We start from the raw sequence: 24,188 nt of genomic DNA, 5'->3' as shown, positions 1-24,188 counted from the left end.
ATGGACGCCGTCAGCGACGCGAAGGCTCTCGAAACCGTGGACGCGCCCGATTCGGCCATCCCGGCGGAGGAACTCGACCGCATCACGGCCGACATCGTCGCCGCTCTGAAGACGGTGTACGACCCCGAGATCCCCGTCGACATCTACGAGCTCGGCCTGATCTACCGCGTCGACATCGAAGACGATCGCTCGATTTCGGTCGACATGACGTTGACGGCGCCGGGCTGCCCGGTGGCCGGCGAAATGCCGGGTTGGGTGGAGAATGCCCTCGGCGCCGTGGAAGGCATCGGACCGATCACCGTCAACATGGTGTTCGATCCCCCGTGGGATCCCTCGCGCATGTCGGACGAGGCGCGCGTCGCGCTCGATATGTACTGACCGCGCCGCCCGGCGCGAAGGAGGAGACGAGATGCCCCGTAAAGCCGTGATGACGATGAGCGACGCCGCGGCCGAGCGCGTGCGCGAGATCATGTCGCAGAGCGATCCGCCGATGGCCGGCCTGCGCGTCGGCATCAAGAAAGGCGGCTGCGCGGGCATGGAGTACACCATAGAAACCGTTGCCGAGCCCGATCCGAAGGACGAGGTGGTGGAAGCCGACGGTGCCCGCGTGTTCGTCGACAAGATGGCCGTGCTGTTTCTGCTCGGCACGCGGATGGACTACGAGGTGACGAAGTTCCGCTCGGGCTTCGTGTTCCAGAACCCCAACGAGGTTTCGGCCTGCGGCTGCGGCGAATCGGTGGAGCTGCGGCCCGCCGCGGAGGCGGCCGAGTAGGCTTCACCCCGTCCGTCGGCGAGACGATGTCGCGCGCCGCTCCGCAAGGGGCGGCGCGCTTTTCGTCAGTAGGCGCGGCGGCGCTGGGCCCGGCGGATCTCCGCATCCGATTCGGCGATCACGCGCGAGGCGGGCGCCTCCTCCGCCGTCCGCAGACAGTGCTCGGCGAGGCAGACGACGCCCGCGGGGTCGTCGTCGCGGTGGAGCGCTGCGGCGCCCGCGGCAAAGATCATCGGCGAGGTCGGATTGGCGAGCGAGCGTTCGTCCACTGCCTTCTGGATGGCGGCGGCGATCCGGTTGGTGTGGACGAGGTTCTTGTCGCAGAGGACGAGACCCGCCGCGTAGGGGGCAAGGACGTAGACCTCGCCGAGATCGGCGAGCGCCTGCCGCAGCACCTTGTTGGTGCGGCTCAGGAGCCGTGCGGCACCCGGGGTGTTGGCCCCGGGAACGCGCGCGAGGCGGAGCGATACCAGAAGCAACGTATGCGGCGAGCGCTTGAACGCCGGCCCCATCCAGATCCGACGCATGTCGCGCATCAGCCGTGCCCGATCGCAGACGAACGGGACGATGTCGGTCCGCTCGAAGGCGCTCGCCACCTCGAGCGCCTGGTGCGACGCGGTGCGACGGCTGCCGTCGGCACGTGCGGCCGCGGGCTCACTCTCCGGCCGATCCGATCGCGCGTCGGGGAGCTCGATCGCCGGGGCCTCGGCAACGTCCTGGTGAACGTAGGTGATCCGATGGCGCGGCGTCTCCTGCGCGGTACGCGGGCGAGCCTCGTTGGCGGTGATGGCGCGTTTCGCCGGACCGGCAATCTGGCCCGAAGGGGGCGGCTGAAGCTCGGCGAGGGCGCTCGCGAGATCCTCGGCGATCGCCGCCTGTCGCTCCGGGGAAGGCAGACGGTGGCGCCAGGATGCGCTGCCGGCAGGCCGGGCCTCGCTCTGGACGCTGTCGGGCCCGACCATGGCCCCCGTCCGGTAGGGAATCGGAAGGGTGTCGATCACTGGATCTGCCTCGCGTTGGGCTGCATCTTGGCGTGCAGCTCATGCGCAAGGCTCGTCGAGTAGGGTTAACGACCCTTTAATATCCACAGCGCACATTAACGCTGTAGCAAGACCTCGTCAGTCGGCGTCCGCGTCGGCGGTCGACTTCGTCGTACGGCGGGGCGCAATGGGGCGGCGCAGGAAGGCCGGCACGTAGGACGTCTCGCCGAACACCAGACGGCTTTCGTCCGGCTCGCGCTCGCGGCGGCCACGCCCTTCACCCTTGCGCTCGGTACCCTGATTGTCCCGAGAGCGCTCGGGCTTGGGTGCCGTCTCGGCCTTGGGCGGCGTCGCCTCCGCCTTCTCCTGCGGCGCGGCGGCCTCCGGCGTCGCATCGGGTTTCGCGCCGCGACGCGAGCGGCGGGGCCGCTCCGTGGGCGCCGGGGCGGCGTCCTCCGCCTGCGCCTCTTCGAGCCAGGGCACCTCGCGCTTCAGCATCGCCTCGATGGCGGCGACGAGCTTCTTGTCCTCGCGCGTTGCGATGGTGAACGCCTTGCCGGAGCGCCCGGCGCGGCCGGTCCGGCCGATGCGGTGCACATAGTCTTCTGCGTTGTGTGGCACGTCGTAGTTGAAGACGTGGCTCACCTTCGGAATGTCGAGGCCGCGGGCGGCGACGTCGGAGGCGACGAGAAGCTTGATCTTCTCGTTCTTGAAGGCGTCGAGCGTCGCCATGCGCGAGCGCTGGTCCATGTCGCCGTGAAGCGCGCCGACGGAGTAGCCGTGCCGCTCTAGCGAGCGGAACAGCGTGCCGATGTCGCGCTTGCGGTTGCAGAAGATGATGCCGTTTGAGATCTCCGTCTCGTCGTCCAGTAGGCGGCGCAGCGTGGCGCGCTTTTCCTTGGGCGTCTCGCCGGAGCGCACGAAGCGCTGCTCCACCGTCTCGGCGGCGGAGGAGGGCGGGGAGACCTCCACCCGCACCGGATTGTGCAGGAAGCGGTCGACCAGCGATTGGATCTCCTTCGGCATCGTAGCCGAGAAGAACAGCGTCTGCCGCGTGATGGGCAGGAGCTTGCAGATGCGCTCGATGTCCGGGATGAAGCCCATGTCGAGCATGCGGTCGGCCTCGTCCACCACGAGGATCTCGATCTGCTGCAACAGGAGCTTGCCGCGCTCGATGTGATCGAGCAGCCGGCCGGGGGTGGCGATCACCACGTCGGCGCCGCGGTCGACCTTGCGGTCCTGGTCGGCAAAGGACACGCCGCCGATCAGAAGGGCGACGGTCAGGCGGTGGTTGACGCCGTATTTCTCGAAGCTGTCGGCGACCTGTGCGGCGAGCTCGCGGGTCGGCTCCAGAATGAGGGTGCGCGGCATGCGCGCCCGGGCGCGGCCCTTTTCGAGCAGCGAAAGCATCGGCAGAACGAACGAGGCGGTCTTGCCCGTGCCGGTCTGTGCGAGGCCCAGCACGTCGCGCTTTTCGAGCGCGTGCGGAATCGCCTCCGCCTGAATCGGCGTCGGTTTCGAGTACCCAGCGGCCTCGACGGCCGACAGCACTTTCGCGCTGAGGCCGAGTTCGTTGAACATCGGATCAGAAATGGTGCAGTTAACTCTTGGTTGGCAGGGTGGCGCGCCCGTCGCGCGGCACGTGCTGCAATGTTATTCGGCGTTGCGGCCCACAAGGTGTAGCTAGCGGAGAAAATCGTATTGTCAACGTCGGAAGGGGCGCGAATCGTGCCAAAGTGGCAGGTTTTCAGCGGATTGTTGCCAACATCTCATGTTCGGGTGATCGGGAAATGAATTTCGACGACCGCTATCATTATCGCTCGGCGCGCTCGACGAACTTCGGCGAGGCCGGAGTGGCGGCGTCGGAGCCGCTCGCCGCGTCGGCGGGACTGCGCGTCCTCGCCGCAGGGGGAAGCGCCGTCGACGCGGCCATCGCCACCGCCGCGACGCTGGCAATCACCGAGCCCGTCAGCAACGGCCTCGGCTCCGACGCCTTCGCCCTCGTGTGGGACGGCAGCAAGGTGCACGGGCTCAACGCCAGCGGCCGCGCCCCGGCGGCCTGGACGCCCGAGTATTTCGCCGGCCGCACCGCAATGCCCAACCGCGGCTGGGACACGGTGACGATCCCCGGCGCGATCTCCGCCTGGGCGGCCCTGTCGGAGCGGTTCGGCAAGCTGCCCTTCGCCGACCTTCTCACCCCGGCGATCGACTACGCCCGCAACGGCTATGGTGTCGGCCCGGTCACCACCGCCTCGTGGCGGCGGCAGGAGCCGGACCTGATCGATCAGCCCGGCTGGGCGGATGCGTTCCGTCCCGGCGGCCGGGTTCCGGCGACCGGCGAGCGCTTCATCCTGAAGGGGGCGGCGGACGCGCTGGAGCTCATCGCCGCCACGCGAGGCGAGGCGTTCTACAAGGGCGCCATCGCCGAGGCGATCGTGGCGCGCTCCCAGGCGGACGGCGGCGCCCACACGATGGACGACTTCGCGAGCCATACCGCCGACTGGGTGACCCCCATCACCATGGACGCCTACGGCCTCACGGTGCACGAGATCCCACCCAACGGGCAGGGCATCGCCGCCCTCATCGCGCTCGGTCTGATGGACCGCCTCGATCTCGGCGACGAGCCCGATTCGGTGCGCTCCATCCACCTCCAGATCGAGGCGGTGAAGGTGGCGCTCGCCGACCTCTACGCTCACGTCGCCGACCTCGAGGCGATGCGGGTGAGCCCGGCCGAGCTCCTCGACCCGGCCTATCTCGACGAGCGCGTCAAGCTGATCGATCCGGACAGGGCGCAGACCTTCGAGACCGGCAAGCCGCTCGCCGGCGGGACTGTGATTCTCACGACCGCCGACGCCGACGGCATGATGGTGTCGTTCATCCAGTCGAACTACGAGGGGTTCGGCTCGGGTTGCGTGGAGCCGACTTTCGGCGTCAGCCTGCAGAACCGCGGCAAGGGCTTCTCGCTCGATCCGGCGAGCCCCAACCTCGTCGCGCCGCGCAAGCGGCCCTTCCACACCATCATCCCCGGCTTCGTGACGAAGGGTGCCGACCCGGTGATGGCCTTCGGCGTGATGGGCGGGCCGATCCAGGCGCAGGCCCACGCCCAGTTCGTGACCCGCGTCGGCCGGTTCGGCCAGGGCCTTCAGACCGCCGCCGACGCGCCGCGCTTCCGCGTGCTCCAAGGGCTGACGATCGCCATCGAGACGCACTTCCCCGCCGCCACGCTGGAGGGGCTCGCCGCGCTCGGCCACGTGCTCGACAACGACGCCCCCGGCGCCGCCTTCGGCTTCGGCGGCGCCCAGGCCATCATGCGCGTGGGCGACCTCTACGCGGCCGCCTCCGACCCGCGCAAAGACGGTCACGCCGTCGTCCTCTGACCGCGCCCGATCACGTCGGCGTGGCTCCGCGATCGATGCGTCCGGCCTCGCTCCCCCCGTGGGCGAGGCCGGACGGCCGCCGTCAGCTCAAGGCCTCGAACAGGAGGCCGAAGGTGAGGGTGCCTTGCGAGGGAACCGCACGGTTCACCACCGACGGCAGGATGCGGTAGCGGCACCCCGCAAGCTCCGGACAGCAGGCGCCGTAGATGCCGGCGAGCCGTGCGGCGATGCAGATCTCCACCGTCCAGGTCTCGACCGGCTCGTCTCGCGGATTTCTCAGCGTCACGCGCAGATGCTTTCGACTGCCGAGATTCATGCAGTCGGTCGCCACTTCGAGCCCCCCGCTCGGAGCGACCGTGCAGGCCATTGTGCTCATCAACGCCCCCATTCGTTGTCGTCCGGGGGAGGTGGGGGCGTTCCTCGGATCAGGATGTGACGGGGGTCACAGAGTGGACGATGGGGCGGTGCCGGACCGGCGGCCCCATCGTCCGTGCCGGCTATTCGGAGGCGGCGGTGTAGGAGGCGTCCTCCACTCCCTCGGCCGGTGCGGAGGCCGCGACCACCGGAGCCTCTGTCGCTGCCGGCGCGGTGCAGAGGTCGGCCGCATTGATGAGGCCCCAGCCGAACACCCGGTCGCGGCCGGTCTCGCCGAGGTCGTCGACGTGGCCGCGCAGCCGCTCCACGATGGCGGGTTGGTCGGCGGCGCCGCCGGAGCGGGCGAGGGCGACCGCCGCCGTCACGAACGGGGCGGCGAAGGACGTGCCCGTCTTCGGCCGCGCGCCGCGCAGCGAGGCGGCGGTCCACACGTCGACGCCGGGGGCGGCGAAGTCGACGTGATCGCCCTGCACGGCGCGGCGATAGATGCGCCGGTCCTTGTCCACGGCGGTGACCGCGATGACGTTGGGGTAGGCGGCCGGATAGAGCGGATCGGCGGCGGGCCCCGCATTCCCGACGGCGGCGACGATGACGATATTCTCATCCTCGACCGCGTCGATCGCCCGCTCCAGGAGGAGGTTCGCGGGACCGGTCAGGCTGAGGTTGAGCACGTCCGGATGGCGCTGCGCCATGATGTCGAGGGCGCGCACAAGGCTGTAGGCGTCGCTGTGGGTGCGCCCGCCATCCTCTTCCGCGAAGGCGTCGATCGCGAGCAGCTTCGCCTTCGGCAGGAGGCCCTGGATGCGGTCGTCGCCCGAGCCGACGAGCACCGCGGCGACGGCCGTGCCGTGGGTCTGGCGCGAGGTGGCGGGCGCGTCGCCGACGAGGGGAATGAGGGTGACGTCGGCCGCCTTCAGCGCGTCGTGGTCGGGGTTGATTCCGGTGTCGATGATGCCGAGCGTCACGCCTTCGCCGCAGGTGGCGGGGGTGGCCGCGGGAGCGGTGACGGTGCGCGGCCAGCCGACGAGGGCGAGCTGGGTGCAGGCGAGGCCCTCGCAGCCCGGCCCTTCCGTCGGCGTATAGATCGCGTTGACGTCCACCACGGCGTCGGGCGCCGCCGCGAGCACGGCGGTGCGCGCGCTCGCGAGCGCCGTGCCCGCCGGCACCTCGAGGCGCACGACATCGCCGCCCAGCAAGCCGATCGACGTCCGCTCGATCACCGTGTAGCCCTGACCGGCGAGGGTGGAGAGCGCCCCGTCGTCGAGGCCGAAGGCGATGAGCTCGTTGGGCCGCTCGCTCGGCAGGGGCGGCAGGACGGGAGCGCTCGGCGTGGTGCTCGCGGGCGGCGAGCGGCGGGCGACGGGACGAGAGCGGCGGCGCTCGACCCGGCGCGTGCGGGTGCGCGGCGGCGGTGCCACCTGCTGCGGCGGAAGGATGACGATCACCTCTTCCTCGGGCGGCGCCGCATCGAGAGGGCGCGGCCTCAGCCAGTGATTCTGCCCGCCGCCCCCGGTATCGACGTCGCTCGAACTCGACGAGCGGCCGCCCTCTCCCTCGCCGCCGTAGCCCTCTTGCGCGGCGGCAGGCGAGACGGCGAGCGGTCCGCCGCTCCACAACACGGCGCCACCCGCGACCACGGCCGCGGCGACCATGGCGGTGCGGATCTTCACGTTCACTGGTGTCATCGGAACCCCCCGAAGTTCATCGCATTGTTAATTGCGCTCCCTGCGGTGGAGCGGCGGTAACGCCTCCGTCCGCCACGGCGCAGCGGCGAGAACGTCACCAGTCTGAAAAGCATCATCATGAAAATATTCATTCAAAAAGTGGTGGCACGGCATGATCTCATTCACAACGAACGGATCACCCATTCCTTTTATTCCAACTTTCCGGCACACACGATGGCGATGGGACAAAAGGAGGGGGCGTGAGCGCACAGGACGACACGATCGGGCCGATGCTGATCGCGTTCTTGCCGACGATGCGGCGCTTCGCGCTATCGTTGGCGCGGCAGCACGACGTGGCCGACGATCTCGTTCAGTCGGCCTGTGAGAGGGCGCTTCTCAACGCCGGGAGCTTTCAGCCGGGCACCCGCTTCGACGCTTGGATGTTCCGGATCATCCGCAATCTCTGGATCGACCGCATCCGGCGCACCAACACCCAGGCCGCCGCGCCCGTCGAGGAGGCCGACGCCGTCGTCGGGACCGACGGGGTGGCGGTGGCGACCTCGCGGCTCGAGCTCTCCGACACGGCGCAGGCGATCCACCAGCTGCCGGACGAGCAGCGCGAGGTGCTGACGCTGGTGTGCGTGGAGGGATTGTCCTATGCGGAGGCGGCCGGGGTGATGGGCGTTCCCGTCGGCACGGTGATGAGCCGTCTCGCCCGCGCCCGAACAAAACTTGCCGCGTTGCTCGCAGAAAAGGGAATAAGCGTCGGCGCCGCCCGTTCCTCCCCCACACGAGGATCAAGATCATGACCGAGTTGAACGGGGGACTGACCGACGAAATGTTGATGGCGTATGCCGACGGCGAGGCCTCGCCCGAAGAGGCGGCCGCCGTCGAGGCGGCGCTCGAGAGCGATCCGGCCATCGCCGAGCGCGTGCTGATGTTTCAGGACACGCGCGCCCTGGCGCAGACCGCGTTCGCGCCCGAGCCGGTGCCCGATGCGCTGAAGGCATCCGTCGAGGCGATGATCGCACGCCACGGATCGGCGGCGGCACCCGCCGCTCAGGACAACACGGTGCCGGCGGACGATGCCGCGGCCGAGGGCAACGTCGTCGCCTTCCGGCCGCGCCGCACGTCGGCGGCCCCGGCGCGAGGGCAGGTCTTCATGGCGATGGCGGCGTCCGTCCTCGGCCTCGCGATTGGCGTCGGCGCCTTCTTTGCCGGCAGCGAGTTCGGCGGCTCCCCGCCCGCCACCGGCCCCGCGACGGGCGGGGTGGGGCAGCTCGCCTCGCTGCCCATCGGGGAGGGGCTGCGCGCGCCCTCCGGCGAGACGGTCGCGCTCGGCGACGGGGGCGTGATGCGCGCCATCACCACCTTCCGCAACGCCTCCGGCGATCTGTGCCGCGACTTCGAGGTGGAGACCGACGAGAGCGTGACGGGCGTCGCCTGCCATCGCGGCGGCGCCTGGCAGGTCGACTTCGCCGTCGCCCAGGCCGTCGATCCGGGCGGCTACGCGCCGGCCTCGGGCGCCGAGGCGCTCGATGCCTATCTCAGCACCATCGACGCCGGTGCCCCCCTCGGCGCCGCCGAGGAGAAGGCCGCGCTCGACGCCCTTCGCTGAGACCGGCGGCCGCGAGGCCGGCCGCCGCGCACCCCGGGACGGGGGAGGGCCGATCCTCCCCCGCCGTGCGCCTGCGCCGAACCGCCCGGGATTCGAACCGTTCCGACATGCAGTGTGGTTCTGTCGCACCGCAATTGGCGTGCAGCTTGCGAGACTCGTTCGACGCGGCGGTTCGACCCATACCGCCGTCGGCGCGCACTAGGTGCGCTGAACTCTGCAAATCCGTTCGGATTTTTCGATAGACCACGGAGGGATGACGTCCCTTCGCGATGGGCCGTGATCTCGGAAAAAGAAAGGCGTGACGTAGCGCTGCGACATTCACTCCACGCGCCGGCACGTCGAGGTCCCGTCGATCATTGATTGGTTTCTAAAAAGAATCCTTCCGGCTTTTCGATTTGCAAGCCGCACCATTCGCCCGCAGTCTCCGGCCAAGACGGCACCGGCCCATCGCCTCGATGGCCCCCGGCGGCGCTCCACCACCCCGAGCGGAGGCATGGACCATGACGAAATTCGCTTCCTTAAGCACCATCGCCGGCGCGGCGGTGATCTTTGCGGCGACGGCGGCCTCGGCCGACACGATCCGCATCGCCGAGGCCGACACCTTCAGCGGCGAAGACCTCGTTCAGCTCATCGCCTACGCCAACGCCGAGGCCCGCGGCGTCGACATCGAAGTGGTGTCGCTGAAGTCGGACGACATCGTGTTCCAGGCGGTGCTGGGCGGTCAGGTCGACGTGGGCGTCGGCGACTCCTACCAGGCGATCGCCAACCTCGACGCGCCGGTGCGCAATCTCTACCAGATCCGCAAGCTCGCCTACATCCCGGTGGTCGACAAGACGGTCTACACCGACTGGCAGGACCTCGACGGTCAAACCTTCACCGTCCACTCGCGCGGCTCCGGCACCGAGACGCTGGCGCGGATCGTGGAGAACAAGACCGGCATCCACTTCAGCGACATCAGCTACGTGCCGGGCTCGGAGGTCCGCGTGGTGGCGATGCAGCGCGGCAACATCAAGGCCACCTACCTCGACCTCACCAACTCCAAGATCCTGATCGACAGCGATCCTGAGCGCTTCGCCATGCTGCCGACCGGCGATCAGGACGCCTCCGATTCCACCCTCTACATCAACACCGACTTCCTCGCCGAGCACGAAGAGGCGGTGCAGATCCTGCTCGAGGAGCTGGTGAAGGCCGCCAAGGCCACCAACGACGATCCGTCCTTCCCGGCCGCCGAGCGCGAGCGCCTCGGCCTCTTGCCCGACCTCACCGACGAGGCCGTCGCCGAGATCACGCCCTATTTCGAGCGGGCGGTCGAAGCCGGCATCTTCCCGATCGACGGGGGCGGCCGCGACGCCGCCGCAGCCGACCTCTCCTTCCTGGAGCTCGCCGGCCAGATCGAGAACGCCAGCTCGCTCGACCCGGAGAAGTTCTGGGATTTCGCCCCCCTCGACAACGCGCTCGCCAGCGTCAACTGAGGGCGACGCGCGCCGGATGAGGACAGCTTCGCGTGAGCGTTGAGGCATCAGCACCGAGCGAGACGGGCCGCAGGTCCGTCTCGATCCCGTCCTGGGGGTGGACGCTCCTGTCGTTCGCCATCGTGTTCGGGGCGTGGGAGGTGGCGGGGCGGGTGCCGATCAGCCTCGCCTTTCCGCCCTTCTCGGCGGTGGCGGCGGCGCTCGTGCGGCTGATCGCGTCCGGCGAACTGTTGCGCGCCTACGGCGAGACGATCCCGCCGCTCGTCGTGGGCGTTCTCGCCGCCGCGGTGGTCGGCATCGCCCTCGGCGTCTCGATGGGGCTGATGCGGGTCCTGGAATTCGCTTTCTATCCGCCGCTCGTCATCATGCAGACCGCGCCGGTCGCCGCGATCATCCCGCTCATCACCTTCATCTACGGCATCGGCGATCTCGCCAAGGTCGTCGCGGTGATGATCCTCGCGGTGCCGCTGACGGCGCTCAACGCCTTCGCCGGCATTCGCAACGCCGACGCCCGCCTCATCGAGATGGCGCGTGCCTTCCAGGGCTCCACGCGCCAGGTGGTCACCAAGATCATCGTGCCCGATGCGAGCGGCATGATCTTCGCCGGCCTGCGCCTCGGCGTGTCGGGCGGCTTCATCGGCATCGTGCTCGCCGAGCTCCTCATCACGCCGACCGGGATCGGCGACACCATCAGCTACTATCGCTCCGTCGCCAAGTACGCGGAGATGTACGCCGCCATCGTATCCATCATCGCGCTCGCCACCGTCACGCTGGCGCTGATCGAGACGGCGGAGCGGCGCCTGTTCGGCAAGACGCGGAGATGAGTTTGCCCGATACCACCGTCCCGGCCCGCGAGGTCGCCGTGAAGGTCGACGGCGTCGGCATGGTCTACCCGACCGGCACCGAGGCGCTGCGCGACATCGCGGTCGAGTTCCCTCGTGGCGCGCTGGTGTCGCTGCTCGGGCCCTCCGGCTGCGGCAAGACCACCCTTTTGAAGATCATCGCCGGCCTCATCGAGCCGACGCGCGGCCAGGTCATCATCAACGGCACCACGGTGCACGGGCCGAGCCCGGCGAGCGCGTTCGTATTCCAGGATTTCGCGCTGATGCCGTGGGCGACGGTGCTGCGCAACGTCGCCTTCGGGCTGGAGCTGCGCGGGGTGAGGAAGCGCGAGCGCGAGGCGATCGCCCGCAAGTACATCGCCGAGGTGGGCCTCGCGGGTGCGGAGAACCGCTATCCGCACGAAATGTCCGGTGGCATGCGGCAGCGGGCGGGCCTTGCCCGGGCGCTCGCCGTCGACGCCGACGTCCTGCTGATGGACGAGCCTTTCTCCGCGATCGACGAGCAGATGCGGCGCAAGCTCCAGGAGGATCTCCTGTCGCTCCTGCGGGTGGAGAAGAAGACGGTGATCTTCGTCACCCACTCCATCGAGGAGGCGGTCTATCTCTCCGACCGCATCGTCATCCTGTCGCCCAATCCGGGAGAGGTGTCGCAGGTGGTCGACACCAGCCTCGCCCACGAGGGCGACCCGGAGACGATCCGCCGCGATCCCCGCTATGTCGCCCTCGTCGACGAGATCTGGAGCGGCCTGAAGCGGTATCTCGACTGATGGCGCGCCGCTTCGCCCCGCTGCTGACGCTCATCGCGTGGGCGCTCGTCTGGGAGGTGGTGGCGCAATCCGTCGAGATCAGCGTGCTGCCGCCGCTCTCCTCCGTGCTCGTGGGCGTCACCGAGGTGGTGCAGCTCAAGAGCTTCCGCCTCGCCCTGCTGGAGACCGGCCGCGCCTTCGGCATCGGCATGGCGCTCTCCGTCGTCGTGGGGGTGCCGCTCGGCGTTCTGATGGGCGTCTTCCGCCCCGCCGACAGGCTCCTCAACGTCTGGGCCAACGTCTTCATCTCCGCCCCGCTCACCGCCGTGGTGCCGGCGCTGATGCCACTCTTGGGGATCGGCCAGACGACGGTGATCGCCACCGTCTTCCTGTTCGCGGTGTGGGTGATCGTGCTCGACGCGCGCGAGGGGGTGCGCAAGGTGAACCCCTCGCTCATCGACATGGCGCGCACACACCACGCCTCGCGGCTCGCGATCTTCACCAAGATCCTCGTGCCGGGCGCGCTCCCGGAGGTCTTGACCGGCATCCGCCTCGCCGTGGTGCGTGGGGTGAAGGGCGTCATCATCGGCCAGATCGTGATCGCGCTGGTGGGCTTCGGCGCGCTCTTCGATCTCTATCTGCAGACCTTCTCCATGGAGCGCTTCTGGGCGCTCGTCATCATCATCTTCGTGCTCGCCTTCCTCCTCGTGGAGGGGGTCGGGCTCATCGAACGGCGCGTTGCCTTCTACGCCAAGTCGCGCTGAGCCATCGGCCGGCGCAGGGAGTTGTCATGACTGATCCCGCTCCGCTCCTCCTCAAGGGCGGCCTCGTTCTCCAGGAAGGAGGAGACCCGCATCAGCCCCAGCGGGCCGACATCCTCGTCGAGGGCGGCCGAATCGTCGACATCGCGCCGCAGATCGACGAAGCGCGGCTCGGCGGCAAGGGCAGGGTGATCGACTGCTCCCGCCGTCTCGTCTCGCCAGGTTTCGTCAACGCCCACTACCACTCCCACGACACGCTGGCGAAGGGGGTGATGGAGGAAAAGCCGCTCGAGACCTGGCGCCTTCTCGCCCTGCCGCCGCAATACCCGAAGCGCAGCCGCGACGAGATCCGCGCCCGCACCCTTCTCGGCGCGCTCGAATGCCTGAAGTCCGGCATGACCACCGTGCAGGACATGGTGACGCTCTACCCGTTCGATCCGGAGCACCTTGCCACCGTGGTCGAGGCCTACGAGGCGATCGGCATCCGCGCGGTGGTGGCGCTGCAATATGCCGACATCCGCGGCATCGACACCATTCCCTTCTGGCGCGAGGTGTTTCCTGAGGAGCTGCACGGTCAGCTCTCCACCGCCGCCGAGCCCGACGCGCGCATCGACCAGCTCGCCCATTTCGAGGACGTCTATCTCTCCGCCGCGCCGCCCACCGACCGCATCTCCTGGGCGCTCGGCCCGTCCGCGCCGGAGCGCTGCACCCCGGCGATGATCGCCCGCACCCGCGACCTCTCCGAGCGCTACGGCCTGCCGATCTTCACCCACATCTACGAATCGAAGGGCATGGCCCTTCAGGCCCGTCTCGAATATCCCGAGCACGGCGGCTCGCTCATCCGCCGCCTCAAGGCGGAGGGCATCCTCGGTCCCCGCCTCAACCTCGCCCACTCGGTGTGGCTGCTGCCCGACGAGATCGAGATGCTCGCCGACACCGACACCGGCGTCGTCATCAACCCGCTCTCCAACATGAAGCTCAAGAGCGGCATTCCGCCGATCCGGGCGTTGCAGGACGCGGGCGTGTCGCTCGCGCTCGGCTGCGACAACTGCTCCTGCAGCGACGCTCAGAACATGTTTCAGGCGATGAAGATGTTCGCGATGCTGGTGCACATCTCCGATCCCGAGCCGGGACCCGTCCAGTCGGTGCCGGCGCTCGCGGCGGCCACCAAGGGCGGCGCGCGCGCCGTCGCCAAGGCCGACGAGATCGGCAGCATCGCCGTCGGCAAGCGCGCCGACATGGTGCTCATCGACATCGACGATCCGTCCTACGTCCCGCTCAACAGCGCGACCCGGCAGATCGTCTACACCGAGGGTGGACGCGGCGTGCGCACCGTCATCGTCGGCGGCGAGACGGTGGTGGAGGAGGGGCGTCTCACCACCATGGACGAGGCGGCGCTGCTCGAGGAGATCTGCGCCGTCATCCCCACCTTCCGCGAGGACTATGCGGCCATCGAGCGGCGCATCATGCGGCTCGAGCCCTATCTCGCCGAGGCGCATCGGCGGACCTGGGCTGAGAGCGTCGGCACCAACCGCCTGTTCACTGGGCAAGAGCGCTCGGGCGCACCGGCGTGAAGCCGGCGCCGTTCGAATATCGGCGCGCCGACACCCGCGAGGAGGCGCTCTCCCTCCTTGCCGAGCACGGCGAGGATGCGGAGATCCTCGCCGGCGGCCAGAGCCTCATGCCGCTTCTGGCGATGCGCCTCGCCCGCCCTGCGATGGTCATCGACATCAACCGCATCGGCGGGCTCGCCGGCGTCACAGAGATCGAAGACGGGATCAGCGTCGGCGCACTCACGCGCCACCGCGAGGTCGCGCGCGACGCCCTTGTCGCGCGCGACGCGCCGGTGCTGGCGAAGGCGGTGCCGCACATCGCCCACCACGGCATCCGCAACCGGGGCACCATCGGCGGCGCGCTATCGCTCGGCGATCCGGCGGCCGAGTTTCCGGCCTGCGCGGTCGCCGCCGGCGCCCGCCTGGTGCTCGCCTCCGCCGCCGGAACGCGCCGCATCGCCGCCGCCGACTATTATCTCGCCCCCTTCGAGACCGCCCGCGGGCCGGAAGACCTCCTCGTCGCCGCCGAGTTTCCGGCCGACGGGCGGGGCGCCGCCGTGGTCGAGGCCGCGCCCCGCGCCGGGGATTATGCGATCGTCGGCCTCGTCGCTCTCGCCCGGCCCTCGGGGGCGAGGTTGAGGGACGTGGAGCTCGTCTATTTCGCTGCCGGGGAGCGGCCGAACCCCGCGCCTGCCGCCGCCGCGATCCTCGCCGCCGCGGACGACGCGCGCGCCGCCCTTGCCGAAGCAGCCGAGGCGGCGCGGCGCGAGGTCGAGACCATCGCCACTCCGAGCGCCAGCGCCGCGGTGCGCCGTCACCTCGTGGGGGCGCTTCTCGGCCGCGCCGTCGCCGCGCTCTTCGAGGGAGCCCGCCCGTGATCCTCACCGAACCCGTCGCCCCCGTCACCATCGAGACCACGGTGAACGGCGAGACGGTGCGCGCCGTCGTCTCGCCGCGCCAGAGCCTCGCCGACTTCCTGCGCGACGATCTCGGCCTCACCGGCACCCGCATCGGCTGCGAGCACGGCGTGTGCGGCACCTGCACCGTCGTGTTCGACGGGCGGACAGCGCGCTCCTGCCTGCTCCTCGCCGTGCAGGCCGACGGCGCCACGATCGAGACCATCGAGGGGGCGACCCGGTCCGGACGCCTCGCCTCGCTCCAGGCGGCCTTCCGGGCCCGCAGCGCGCTCCAATGCGGCTTCTGCACGGCCGGGGTGCTTCTAACGGCCGCCGAGGTGATCGAGGAGGGGGTTTCGGACCCGACGGCACTGCGACACGCCCTGTCGGGCAACCTCTGCCGCTGCACGGGGTATCAGGCGATCGTGGAGGCCATCGCGAAGGTTGCGGCGGGAACCCCGCATGACTGAGCCCGTGACCATCGACGCTCCCGTCGGCGTGCCGCTGCCGACGGCTCGCTCGGCGCGCCTCGTCAACGGCGCCGGCCGCTTCGTCGCCGACGCCCGCCCCGCCGGAGGTCTCGAGGTGGCGTTCGTGCGCAGCGCCCACGCCTCGGCCCGCATCCTCTCCATCGATGCGGCGGCGGCGCGGGCGATGCCGGGGGTCGCAGCCGTGCTGACGGCGGCGGATCTCGCCCCCATCCTCAAGTCGTTCCGCGGCACCCACGGCGCGTTTCCCGACCTCGTCGCGCCGCGACAGACGGCGCTCGCCGCCGACATCGTCCGCTGGTCCGGCGAGCCCGTCGCCCTCGTCCTCGCCGCCTCCCGTGCGGTGGCCGAGGATGCGGCCGAGCTCGTTGAGATCGACTACGACCCGCTTCCCGCGGTCGCCGACCCCCGTGCGGCGGTCGCCGAAGGCGCCCCGGCGATCCATCCGGAGGCGCCGGACAACGTCGCCCTGACGCTGATTCACGAGAAAGGCGACGTCGACGCCGCCTTCGCGCAGGCCGCCCACGTCGCCGAGCTTGCTTTCTCGTTCGGCCGCGTCACCGGCGTGCCGCTCGAGACGCGGGGCATCGTCGCGACCTACGAGGCCGGGGAGCGGCGTCTCACGGTCTCGATGAGCCACCAGTGCCCGCATCAGATGAACGTCGAATTCGCCGGCCTCCTGGGTCTCGACGTCGAGAAGGTGCGGGTGTCCTGTCTCGACGTCGGCGGCGGCTTCGGGGTGAAGCAGCAGCTTTATGGCGACGAGCTCGCCGTCTGCGCCGCGGCGATGCTGACGGGCCGGCCGGTCCGCTTCATCGCCGACCGGCTGGAATCGATGGTCTCCGACATCCACGCCCGCGAGCACGTGGTGACGGGCCGCATCGCCGTCGACGGGGAGGGCCGGATCCTCGCCTTCGACATCGACGATCTCTTCGCCATCGGCGCCTACTCCCAGTATCCGCGATCGAGCGCCGGCGAGATCCGCTCCGTGATCGGCCTTGCCGGCGCGCCCTATCGCTTCTGCGCCATGCGCGGGCGGGCGCGGGTCGTCTTCCAGAACAAGCCGCCGTCCGGCCACTATCGCGGGGTGGGCCATCCGATCGGCTGCGCCGTCACCGAAGGGCTCGTCGACGCGGGCGCCGCCGCGGCCGGGATCGATCCGCTGGAATTCCGCCGCATCAACCTCTTGACCGCGGCGGACCTTCCTTACGCCTCGCCGAACGGCACCACCTTTCCCCGCCTAACCTTCCCGCAGTGCCTCGACGCCCTCGAAAAGGCCGTGGACCTTCCGGCCGTCCACCGCGACGTCGCGGCCGGGCGGGCGGAGGGGCGCTGCCTCGGCCTCGGCATCGTCGCTTTCGTGGAGCAGACCTCGCGCGGCTCGGGCTTTTACGGCGACGGGGGCGTCGCCGTGTCGAGCCGCGATTCGTGCACCATCCGTCTGGAGCCGACGGGGGGTCTGCGCTGCCTCTCCAGCGTGACCGAGCAGGGCCAGGGCAGCGAGATGGGGGTGACGCAGATCGTCGCCGCCGCCGTCGGCGTTCCCCTCGAGCGGGTCGAGGTGGTGACCGGCGACACCGCCGCCACGGCGCAAGGCGGCGGCACCTGGGGCTCGCGCTGTCTCGCGATCGGCGGGGAGGCGGCCTGGCACGCCGGCCGCAAGCTGCGCACGGAGATCCTGGAGCTCGCGGGCAGCCTTCTCCAGGCCGATCCCGCCACGCTGAGGCTCATGGACGGCGCGATCCACGACGCGTCCGGCGCGCGCATGAGCCTCGCCGATCTCGCGGTGACGGCGCACTATCGCCCGCACGCCTTCGGCGGCCGGCATCCGCAGCTAGTCCAGAGCGCCGACTACAGCCCGCTCGACGGACCTTTTCGGGCCGGCTCCGGCTTCCAGCTCTCCCTCGTGGAGGTCGACGTCGAGCTCGGATCGGTGAAGCTCCTGCGCCACGTGGTGGTGCACGAGGCCGGCCGCATCGTGAACCCGCTTCTCGCCGACGAGCAGATCCGCGGCGCCGTCGCCCAGGGCCTCGGCAGCGCCCTCTTCGAGGAGTTGACCTTCGACGCCGAGGGCCAGCCGCTCGCGACGACGCTCGCCGACTATCGCCTGCCGGAGGCGTCGGACCTTCCCGACATCGAGGTGGTGCACGCCAAGGCTCCGCCGATCCCGGGCTCGGCGCTCGGTGCCGCGGGGCTCGGCGAGGCGGGAACGGTGGGGGCGGCGGCGGCCGTCTTCAACGCCGTCAACGATGCTTTGGCGCCTTACGGTGGGCGCGTGTCGGCGATGCCCCTCACCATGGGGCGCATCCTCGCCGGGCTCGGCCGGGTGAAGGGGTGAGCCGCCTCAGAGGCGGTTCAGCATCGCCTCTTGCGGCGTCCGCTCTTCCTGCAGGGCGGTGTGGCGCGCGATGAGCCGCGGCACCACCTCGGCGATGTCGTCCACCACGTCGTAGGTCACGTCCCAGCCCGGGCGGATGAAGCCGTAGGTGGTCATGTGGTCGATCAGCTCGCGCAGCGGGTCCCAGAAGTTCGACACGTTGGCGAGCAGGATGGGCTTGTCGTGGCGGCCGAGCTGAGACCACGTCATCATCTCCACCACCTCCTCCAGCGTGCCGATGCCGCCGGGCAGCGCGATGAAGCCGTCGGAGCGGTCGAACATCAGCTTCTTGCGCTGATGCATGTCCTCGGTGACGACGAGGCTCGACACCTCGCGCAACATCACCTCGCGATCGTGGAGAAACTGGGGGATGACGCCGACGACCTCGCCGCCGCAGTTGAGGACGCGGCGGGCGATCTGCCCCATGAGGCCGATGGAGCCCCCGCCATAGACGAGGGTGATGCCCGCTTCGGCGATCGCCGTACCGAGGGCATCGGCGGCTTCGGAAAAGGCCGGATCCGTTCCGGTGGCCGAGCCGCAATAAACGCAAACGCTTCGTAGTGTGTCCATGACGGGAAGGCTATCACGCGCTTTTCGGGCACGCACCACAATCCATCACCCCTGCCGGCGATCGCACAAGGGAGGAGACGGCCTCAATTCGCCGGCGTCGTCGGGGCCGGGTCGACCACCGCCGGGGGCGGGTCGAACACGCCGGAAAAATACGCTCCTCCGGCGATGATGGCGAGAATGATGACGGTGGTGACGATGATGTTGGTCGGGCTCATGAAGGGCTCCAATCAGGCTCTGTCGCAGGGGGCCGGGTGGCCGCGGTGCGCACACCTTCCGATGGACGGTCGGCCACCGCAACAACGTCATGCCGGTCCGTTTCGTTCGTTCTCCCGCCTCACTGCACCGTGAGTTCGAGATCGGCGCCTGAAATCAACGTGCCGAGATCGATGCCACCCTCGTCGGCTACGAAGCCGAAGTCGACGGTCTGACCCGGCGCGATGGTTCCGTTCCACTCCACATTCTGCAGGGTGACGCGCTCGCCCTCGTCGGCGACGAGCTCCGCGCTCCACAGCTTCTCGATGTCGAAGGGCAGATCCATCGCGAGGCGCCAGCCGCTCACCGGCTGGTCCGACACGTTGTTGATGACCACGTTGAAGACCGACCCCGTCCCCCAGTCCTCCGACAGGATGAGGTCGATGGTGAGCTGCGTCTCGCCGGTCGGGTTGGCCGACACGTCGATTTCCATCGTCCCCGGCGGCTCGGCGGCGATGAGGCCGGTCGCCTCTCCACCACGGATCTCCGCGCCCTCGGCGGAGGTCAGCTCCATCGTGAAGCGCTCGGCCTTCTCGAGCTCGCTGTCGTCGTTGATGCCGACCTCGAGCGTCGCCTGGATCTCACCCGCCGGGATCACCACCGTGCCCTTGGTCGGCTGGAAGTCGTCGTGCCCGGCGCTCTCGGCGCGTGTCGTGAAGTCGATCGACACGTCGTGGTTCGCGGGCTCGGAGAGGACGATGCGGAAGCGGGCGGCGCCGGCGCCCTCGTTCACCACCGTGCTTGCGACGTCGACGAAGGGCGTCGCCCCGCGGCGCGGCGCGTCGTCGTCGACGATGACCGCGGTGCCCGAGGCGCGTACCCCGTCACTGCCGCCGATCACGAGGTAGAAGAACTCGTTGCCCTCCTGGAGGGTGTCCGGCAACAGCGGCACGTTCACCGTCTTCTGCTGCTCGCCGGGGCCGAAGGTGAGGGTGCCGGCGGTCGCCACGTAGTCGAGACCCGCCGCGGCGGTGCCGTCGGTGGTGGCGAACTTCAGCGTCACCTCGCTGTCGGCGGGCTGGGCGAGGTTCACCGTGAACGTCGCCGCGTGGCCGCCGATGTCGTCGGAGAGGGCGATGTCGGGACGCGTCTCGACGAGAAACGGGTCGAGGAGGTCGGTGACGGCGGTTCGCACGGTGGACCAGTCGTCCTCGAAGAGGCCGCCGGTATCGCCGGAATTCGGGTTGAGCGACCACCACATCCAGGGGACGCCGTTCTTCTGCATGTAGCTTTCGATGGCGTCGGCCCAGCGCGCGTCCCCGGGGGTTTCGAGCTTGGAGCCCCACTCGCCGATCAGCACGGGGGCGGTGCCGTCCTCCACCAGGTAGCCCCAGTTCTGCCGGAACTTGTCGGCGAGATCGGTGCCGTCGGTGAACCATGGCTGCGGGTGCACCGACGGCGGGTAGTCGTGTGCGGAGTAGACGAGCCGGTCGGGCACCGAGAGCGTCACCGGGTGGTCGCGCGCGCCCTGCAGGTTGCCGCCCCACCAGTAGGTGTCGCCGTCATAGGTGGAGACGCCCTCCACCACGATGAGCCAGTTCGGCGCGATGCCGAGGATCGCGTCGCCGATGCGCTCGGCCGCGGCGGCCCAGTCGGTCGCTGATCCATCGCCCCAGGTCGCGGCGTGGGGCTCGTTCATGAGGTCGGCGCCGATCACGGCCGGCTTGTCGCCGTAGCGGCGGGCGAGCGTCTCCCATTCGCCGATCACCGCGCCCTCGGTGCGGCCGTCGCCGTACCAGAGGCCGTTGTCGTTGGGGCCACTGCCGGGGCTGCCGCGGTGATAGTCGAGCAGGACGCGCAGGCCGATCTTGTCGGCATAGTCCACGATGGCATCGAGGATCTCGAGACCGCTCAGCCCCTCGAGGTCGGGGTTGAGGCCGAGATCGATGCTGGTGGGCGTGCCGCCGGTGTCGACGAGCTCGCCGGAGAGCGGCAGGCGCAGCACGTTGAAGCCGAGCGACTTCACCTCGTCCATCATCTCCCGCCAGTTGCGGGCCCAGAGGCCATGCGGGGCGAAGGTCTCCGTCTCGAAGCCGAACCAGTTGAGGCCGTTGATCTCCGCCGGCTCGCCGGCGGCGTCGACGATCACGGCGCCGCGGGCGGCGAAGGGGCCCGGCGCGAAGGTGGCGCCCGGCAGGCCGGAGCGGTCGCCCGGCGTCTCGTGCGCGATGGAGCCTTCCACGCTCACGTCGGCGTGGCCGGGTTTTGCCGTCGCGTCGGTCTCGCGCAGGTGCATGCCATTCGCCGAAAGGCGCGGCGCGTCGGGCGAGATCGGCGCCGGTGGCGTGTCGGCCACCTGGGGAGCGGGAGCGGTCGGCGCCGCCTGCTGCGCCGCGTCGGCCATAATGTCCACCTCGAAGGCGAGCGGGCGCACCGCGCCGGTGCCTTCCATCTCGAAGCCGAAGTCGATGATGCCACCGGGCGAGATCTGCTCGTTGTAGTCGGCCGCGCCGAGCACGTAGGTGCTGCCGTTCTGGCTGACGATCTGGGCGTTCCAGATGTTGACGATGCGCCCGCCGGGATCGATTTCGATGCGCCAGTCCTCGATCGGCACGCGCGCTTCGAGCGAAAGATCGACCACGGCACCGGAGTCCCAGCGCTCGCGCACGATCGTGCTCAGCCGGGCCTCTTGTGACACGACGTCGGTCATGGCTTGCTCCACGCAGTGCTCATCATCTCGTTATTCCTAGCCAATCGTGGGCCATGCGCACAGTCGGCGCCACCGGCCGTGGTCGGTTGACGCACAACCTTCGGCGGAATGTGCCCGTTGGGACGCAGCCGGACGGCGGCGCCGCACGGGCCGGGGCAAGCCTTCTCCCGCAGGCTTGCCGGGCTGAGGCGATTGGCGTAGGGAACACGGCGCGGCGACGTGGCGGAGTGGTTACGCAGCGGACTGCAAATCCGTGTACGCCGGTTCGATTCCGGCCGTCGCCTCCATTCGGGTCCGCTGCGAGCGCGAGCGCGCCGGGGTGGCGCCCCGTGCAACGGGCCGGGCGGCAAGCCCGGTGGGCGAGGACACGACGCGGGGGATGCCGTCCACCGCGCATTTGGAGAACGGCATGGGCGACGAGGCGGTGCTGCGCACACGGATGGTCAACAACCAGCTGCGCACCTTCGATGTCACCGATCATCGGGTCCAGGACGCGATGCTGACCGTGCCGCGCGAGCGATTCGTGCCGGCCGACCAGCGGGTGATCGCCTACTCCGACGAGGCCATCGCCATCCAGCGCGACGAGGTGGGCCGCCCGACGCGCACCATGACCTATCCCGCCGTGCTCGGCCGTCTTCTCCAGCTCGCCCGCGTGCAGGACGAGGACGTCGTGCTGCTCGTCGGTGCCGGCCTCGGCTACACGGCGGCCGTGCTCGGCCAGCTCGCGAGCTCCGTCATCGCGCTCGAGTGCGATTCGGAGCTCGCCGAACGTGCCACCGCCAACCTCGAGCAAAACGACGTGACCAACGTCGTCGTGGTGAATGGACCACTCGAGACGGGTTACCCGTCCGAAGCGCCGTTCGACATCGTCTTCATCGACGGTGCCATCGCCGTGGAGCCCACCGCACTGTTCGATCAGCTGAAGGACGGCGGCCGTCTCGTGGTGATCGAAGGGGAGGGACTCGCCGGTCGGGCCCGCCTCTACACGAAGGGTCCGAGCGGCGTTTCGCGGCGCGAGGCCTTCAATGCGGTGGCCGGCCTGCTGCCGGGCTTCACCAAGGCGCCGACCTTCGTCTTCTAAGCCGGCGAATCAATTCACTTGCATAGAGTGATTCGCGGTCGGTCGGACCGATTCCACCCTCCGTCGCATTGCGCGAAAGCCACAACCGGCCGTGCCGCTCAAAAGCGGTGAATAGCCCGGAAATGCCGTTGCTCAAATGCCTCACAGCGGCGATGCTCCGGTCTCTCTGAGCCCCGCCCTCAGCGTCTTTACTGGCTCTTTGCATACTGCCGATATTACTTAGCCCCATAGTCAGATGGGGTACGGGTGCAGTGGTGAAGGTTCAACCGTTCGGCATCGCGGCGCTCGCGAGTGTTGCTCTCTTGGCAGCCACGCCGACGGCGTTCAGCCAGACGCTGACGCAGTCGCTCGCAGCAGCGTATACGACCAATCCGCAACTGAACGTCGCACGGTCCAGCCTGCGCAGCATCGACGAGAACATCGCCATCGCGCGCTCGGGAAATCGGCCGACCCTGTCCGCCGCCTTCAGCCAGTCGACGCAGACGACGCGCATCCTCGGCAATCGCAGCGTGCGCGGAACGCAGGGGACGAACCCGACGGCGATCTCGTTGACCCTCACCCAGCCCCTCTTCCAGGGCTTTCAGGTTCGCAACACGATCCGGCAGGCCGAATCGGCGGTTCAGGCTCAGCGGGCCGCGCTCGAGAACACCGAGCAGAGCGTGCTGCTCGACGTCGCGACCGCGTTCCAGGACGTGATCCAGAACCGCTCCATCGTGCAGCTGCGCCAGAGCGACGTGCGCTTCCTCTCCGAGCAGGTGCGCGCCGCGCAAGACCGGTTCGACGTGGGTGAGGGGACGCGCACCGACGTCAGCCAGGCCGAAGCCCGCCGCGCCGAGGCTCAGTCGGCACTCAACTTCGCCGAGGCGAACCTTGCCGCCAGCGAGGCGACCTATCGCCAGCTCACCGGGCTCAACGCCGGCAACCTGCACAACAACTTCAACGTGGAGCGCCTGCTGCCGAAGTCGGTCGACGCCTCGGTGAAGATCGGCCAGCAGGCGCATCCCGCGATCACCGCGTCGCTGCACGACGTCGACACGGCGATGTTCAACGTGAAGGCGCTCGAAGGCCAGTTCCTGCCCACCGTCAACGTTGTTGGCGAGGCGGGCACCACCTGGAACCAGTCGAACTCCATCGATCGGCAGGATTCGGCGGCGCTTGGCCTCAACGTGTCGATCCCGATCTACCAGGGCGGTCGCGTGTCCGCGCAGGTGCGGCAGGCGAAGGAAGACCTCGGCACCTCGCGCATCCAGGTCGACCTCACCCGCGACCAGGTCCGCCAGAACACCGTCGCCTCGTGGGCGGCCTATCAAGCGTCGGTCCGCTCCATCTTCGCCGCGCGCACGGGCGTGTTCGCCGCCCAGCTCGCCCTCGACGGCGTGGTCGAGGAGCAGCGCGTCGGTCAGCGCACCACGCTCGACGTCCTCGATGCCCAGCGCGACCTCGTGTCGGCGCAGGTGACCCTGGTGGAATCGGAGCGCGACAAGGAGGTGGCGGCCTTCACGCTGCTGTCCGCGGTGGGGCGCCTGACCGCTCGCCAACTCGGCCTCCAGGTGGCGATCTACCAGCCCGAGCAGCACACCAATGCGGTGCGCGACAAGTGGTTCGGACTGCGCACGCCGGACGGACGCTGATCGCCGTCGGCGCGACGTAGCGACGTTTCTCGCGACACGACGGCGTGTTTCACCTGTGAATGAAGGGCGCGTTGACGCGTCCT

The 24,188-nt window shown here is 69.5% G+C and carries 22 protein-coding genes and 1 tRNA gene; 16 read left to right on the top strand and 7 right to left on the bottom strand.

From position 1 onward, the window contains the following. On the top strand, nt 1–378 hold the full coding sequence (locus JCR33_RS03735) for an SUF system Fe-S cluster assembly protein (protein ID WP_198880677.1): 378 nt from the start codon (nt 1–3) through the stop codon (nt 376–378). A gap of 31 nt (nt 379–409) precedes the next feature. After that, on the top strand, nt 410–772 hold the full coding sequence (sufA, locus tag JCR33_RS03730; protein WP_232372196.1) for a Fe-S cluster assembly scaffold SufA: 363 nt from the start codon (nt 410–412) through the stop codon (nt 770–772). A 65-nt stretch (nt 773–837) separates the two neighbouring features. On the opposite strand, the gene JCR33_RS03725 is transcribed toward sufA, so the two are convergent. Both JCR33_RS03725 and JCR33_RS03720 read right to left on the bottom strand, forming a co-directional pair. Further along, nucleotides 838–1,773, bottom strand: a complete 936-nt coding sequence (locus JCR33_RS03725) for a hypothetical protein (RefSeq protein WP_198880676.1) — start codon at nt 1,771–1,773, stop codon at nt 838–840. Between the two features lie 117 nt (nt 1,774–1,890). After that, a complete protein-coding gene (locus JCR33_RS03720) occupies nt 1,891–3,333 on the bottom strand; it encodes a DEAD/DEAH box helicase (RefSeq protein ID WP_198880675.1) in 1,443 nt (480 codons plus the stop codon). 209 nt (nt 3,334–3,542) lie between these two features. Between JCR33_RS03720 and JCR33_RS03715 the strand changes: the two genes are divergently transcribed. Next, entirely contained in the window at nt 3,543–5,129 is a 1,587-nt protein-coding gene (locus tag JCR33_RS03715) for a gamma-glutamyltransferase family protein (RefSeq protein WP_198880674.1), read from the top strand. 82 nt (nt 5,130–5,211) lie between these two features. Here the strand turns inward: JCR33_RS03715 and JCR33_RS03710 are convergent, their stop codons facing one another. Further along, the gene (locus JCR33_RS03710; RefSeq protein ID WP_198880673.1) at nt 5,212–5,505 is read right to left on the bottom strand and encodes a hypothetical protein; all 294 of its coding nucleotides are present in this window, start codon (nt 5,503–5,505) and stop codon (nt 5,212–5,214) included. A 121-nt stretch (nt 5,506–5,626) separates the two neighbouring features. After that, entirely contained in the window at nt 5,627–7,189 is a 1,563-nt protein-coding gene (locus tag JCR33_RS03705; RefSeq protein WP_198880672.1) for a S8 family serine peptidase, read from the bottom strand. 269 nt (nt 7,190–7,458) lie between these two features. On the opposite strand from JCR33_RS03705, the gene JCR33_RS03700 reads away from it, so the two are divergent. The 10 genes from JCR33_RS03700 (at nt 7,459) to JCR33_RS03655 (ending at nt 17,882) form a co-directional block, all read left to right on the top strand. After that, complete coding sequence (locus JCR33_RS03700) at nt 7,459–7,977, top strand: RNA polymerase sigma factor (RefSeq protein ID WP_198880746.1); 519 nt, start codon at nt 7,459–7,461, stop codon at nt 7,975–7,977. After that, nucleotides 7,974–8,786, top strand: coding sequence for a zf-HC2 domain-containing protein (locus JCR33_RS03695; protein WP_198880671.1), 813 nt, complete (start codon nt 7,974–7,976; stop codon nt 8,784–8,786). Before JCR33_RS03700 ends, JCR33_RS03695 begins: the two co-directional genes overlap by 4 nt. A gap of 500 nt (nt 8,787–9,286) precedes the next feature. Further along, nucleotides 9,287–10,258, top strand: a complete 972-nt coding sequence (locus JCR33_RS03690) for an ABC transporter substrate-binding protein (RefSeq protein WP_198880670.1) — start codon at nt 9,287–9,289, stop codon at nt 10,256–10,258. A 32-nt stretch (nt 10,259–10,290) separates the two neighbouring features. Beyond that, on the top strand, nt 10,291–11,082 hold the full coding sequence (locus tag JCR33_RS03685; RefSeq protein ID WP_198880669.1) for an ABC transporter permease: 792 nt from the start codon (nt 10,291–10,293) through the stop codon (nt 11,080–11,082). After that, complete coding sequence (locus tag JCR33_RS03680; protein ID WP_198880668.1) at nt 11,079–11,867, top strand: ABC transporter ATP-binding protein; 789 nt, start codon at nt 11,079–11,081, stop codon at nt 11,865–11,867. Before JCR33_RS03685 ends, JCR33_RS03680 begins: the two co-directional genes overlap by 4 nt. Then, nucleotides 11,867–12,610, top strand: coding sequence for an ABC transporter permease (locus JCR33_RS03675; protein ID WP_198880667.1), 744 nt, complete (start codon nt 11,867–11,869; stop codon nt 12,608–12,610). Before JCR33_RS03680 ends, JCR33_RS03675 begins: the two co-directional genes overlap by 1 nt. Nucleotides 12,611–12,636: 26 nt before the next feature. Further along, complete coding sequence (locus JCR33_RS03670; RefSeq protein WP_198880666.1) at nt 12,637–14,181, top strand: amidohydrolase family protein; 1,545 nt, start codon at nt 12,637–12,639, stop codon at nt 14,179–14,181. After that, a complete protein-coding gene (locus JCR33_RS03665) occupies nt 14,178–15,038 on the top strand; it encodes an FAD binding domain-containing protein (RefSeq protein ID WP_198880665.1) in 861 nt (286 codons plus the stop codon). Before JCR33_RS03670 ends, JCR33_RS03665 begins: the two co-directional genes overlap by 4 nt. Beyond that, nucleotides 15,035–15,526: a (2Fe-2S)-binding protein gene (locus JCR33_RS03660; RefSeq protein ID WP_332461111.1), complete on the top strand. Its 492-nt coding sequence runs from the start codon at nt 15,035–15,037 to the stop codon at nt 15,524–15,526. The genes JCR33_RS03665 and JCR33_RS03660 overlap by 4 nt, the downstream gene beginning before the upstream one ends. Beyond that, entirely contained in the window at nt 15,519–17,882 is a 2,364-nt protein-coding gene (locus JCR33_RS03655) for a xanthine dehydrogenase family protein molybdopterin-binding subunit (RefSeq protein ID WP_198880664.1), read from the top strand. The genes JCR33_RS03660 and JCR33_RS03655 overlap by 8 nt, the downstream gene beginning before the upstream one ends. A 6-nt stretch (nt 17,883–17,888) precedes the next feature. Here the strand turns inward: JCR33_RS03655 and JCR33_RS03650 are convergent, their stop codons facing one another. The 3 genes from JCR33_RS03650 to JCR33_RS03645 all read right to left on the bottom strand — a co-directional run bounded on the left by JCR33_RS03650 (nt 17,889) and on the right by JCR33_RS03645 (nt 21,393). Beyond that, nucleotides 17,889–18,491, bottom strand: a complete 603-nt coding sequence (locus JCR33_RS03650; protein ID WP_198880663.1) for an LOG family protein — start codon at nt 18,489–18,491, stop codon at nt 17,889–17,891. Between the two features lie 83 nt (nt 18,492–18,574). Next, nucleotides 18,575–18,706, bottom strand: coding sequence for a hypothetical protein (locus JCR33_RS25210; RefSeq protein WP_269751134.1), 132 nt, complete (start codon nt 18,704–18,706; stop codon nt 18,575–18,577). 119 nt (nt 18,707–18,825) lie between these two features. Further along, entirely contained in the window at nt 18,826–21,393 is a 2,568-nt protein-coding gene (locus JCR33_RS03645) for a cellulase family glycosylhydrolase (RefSeq protein WP_198880662.1), read from the bottom strand. A gap of 213 nt (nt 21,394–21,606) precedes the next feature. Here JCR33_RS03645 and JCR33_RS03640 point away from each other — a divergent pair. The 3 genes from JCR33_RS03640 (at nt 21,607) to JCR33_RS03630 (ending at nt 24,105) form a co-directional block, all read left to right on the top strand. Then, nucleotides 21,607–21,680, top strand: a tRNA-Cys gene (locus tag JCR33_RS03640). Between the two features lie 92 nt (nt 21,681–21,772). Further along, nucleotides 21,773–22,474 carry a protein-L-isoaspartate O-methyltransferase family protein gene (locus tag JCR33_RS03635; RefSeq protein ID WP_232372195.1) on the top strand — a complete coding sequence of 234 codons (702 nt, stop codon included), beginning with the start codon at nt 21,773–21,775 and terminating at the stop codon, nt 22,472–22,474. 254 nt (nt 22,475–22,728) lie between these two features. Further along, the gene (locus JCR33_RS03630) at nt 22,729–24,105 is read left to right on the top strand and encodes a TolC family outer membrane protein (RefSeq protein WP_198880661.1); all 1,377 of its coding nucleotides are present in this window, start codon (nt 22,729–22,731) and stop codon (nt 24,103–24,105) included. Nucleotides 24,106–24,188: the final 83 nt, after the last annotated feature.

The organism is Acuticoccus mangrovi (assembly GCF_016411865.1).
GTDB lineage: Bacteria > Pseudomonadota > Alphaproteobacteria > Rhizobiales > Amorphaceae > Acuticoccus > Acuticoccus mangrovi.
Note: the sequence above shows the minus strand (reverse complement) of the source record. Positions and strands in the feature narration are given on the sequence as shown.

Coding starts and splice junctions, on each gene's coding strand:
- JCR33_RS03650 (WP_198880663.1), bottom strand. CDS start 18,491: ATGGACACACTACGAAGCGTTTGCGTTTATTGCGGCTCGGCCACCGGA.
- JCR33_RS03670 (WP_198880666.1), top strand. CDS start 12,637: ATGACTGATCCCGCTCCGCTCCTCCTCAAGGGCGGCCTCGTTCTCCAG.
- JCR33_RS03700 (WP_198880746.1), top strand. CDS start 7,459: ATGCTGATCGCGTTCTTGCCGACGATGCGGCGCTTCGCGCTATCGTTG.
- JCR33_RS03715 (WP_198880674.1), top strand. CDS start 3,543: ATGAATTTCGACGACCGCTATCATTATCGCTCGGCGCGCTCGACGAAC.
- JCR33_RS03735 (WP_198880677.1), top strand. CDS start 1: ATGGACGCCGTCAGCGACGCGAAGGCTCTCGAAACCGTGGACGCGCCC.
- JCR33_RS03705 (WP_198880672.1), bottom strand. CDS start 7,189: ATGACACCAGTGAACGTGAAGATCCGCACCGCCATGGTCGCCGCGGCC.
- JCR33_RS03655 (WP_198880664.1), top strand. CDS start 15,519: ATGACTGAGCCCGTGACCATCGACGCTCCCGTCGGCGTGCCGCTGCCG.
- JCR33_RS03645 (WP_198880662.1), bottom strand. CDS start 21,393: ATGACCGACGTCGTGTCACAAGAGGCCCGGCTGAGCACGATCGTGCGC.
- JCR33_RS03635 (WP_232372195.1), top strand. CDS start 21,773: ATGCCGTCCACCGCGCATTTGGAGAACGGCATGGGCGACGAGGCGGTG.
- JCR33_RS03675 (WP_198880667.1), top strand. CDS start 11,867: ATGGCGCGCCGCTTCGCCCCGCTGCTGACGCTCATCGCGTGGGCGCTC.
- JCR33_RS03695 (WP_198880671.1), top strand. CDS start 7,974: ATGACCGAGTTGAACGGGGGACTGACCGACGAAATGTTGATGGCGTAT.
- JCR33_RS03720 (WP_198880675.1), bottom strand. CDS start 3,333: ATGTTCAACGAACTCGGCCTCAGCGCGAAAGTGCTGTCGGCCGTCGAG.
- sufA (WP_232372196.1), top strand. CDS start 410: ATGCCCCGTAAAGCCGTGATGACGATGAGCGACGCCGCGGCCGAGCGC.
- JCR33_RS03690 (WP_198880670.1), top strand. CDS start 9,287: ATGACGAAATTCGCTTCCTTAAGCACCATCGCCGGCGCGGCGGTGATC.
- JCR33_RS03710 (WP_198880673.1), bottom strand. CDS start 5,505: ATGAGCACAATGGCCTGCACGGTCGCTCCGAGCGGGGGGCTCGAAGTG.
- JCR33_RS03680 (WP_198880668.1), top strand. CDS start 11,079: ATGAGTTTGCCCGATACCACCGTCCCGGCCCGCGAGGTCGCCGTGAAG.
- JCR33_RS25210 (WP_269751134.1), bottom strand. CDS start 18,706: ATGAGCCCGACCAACATCATCGTCACCACCGTCATCATTCTCGCCATC.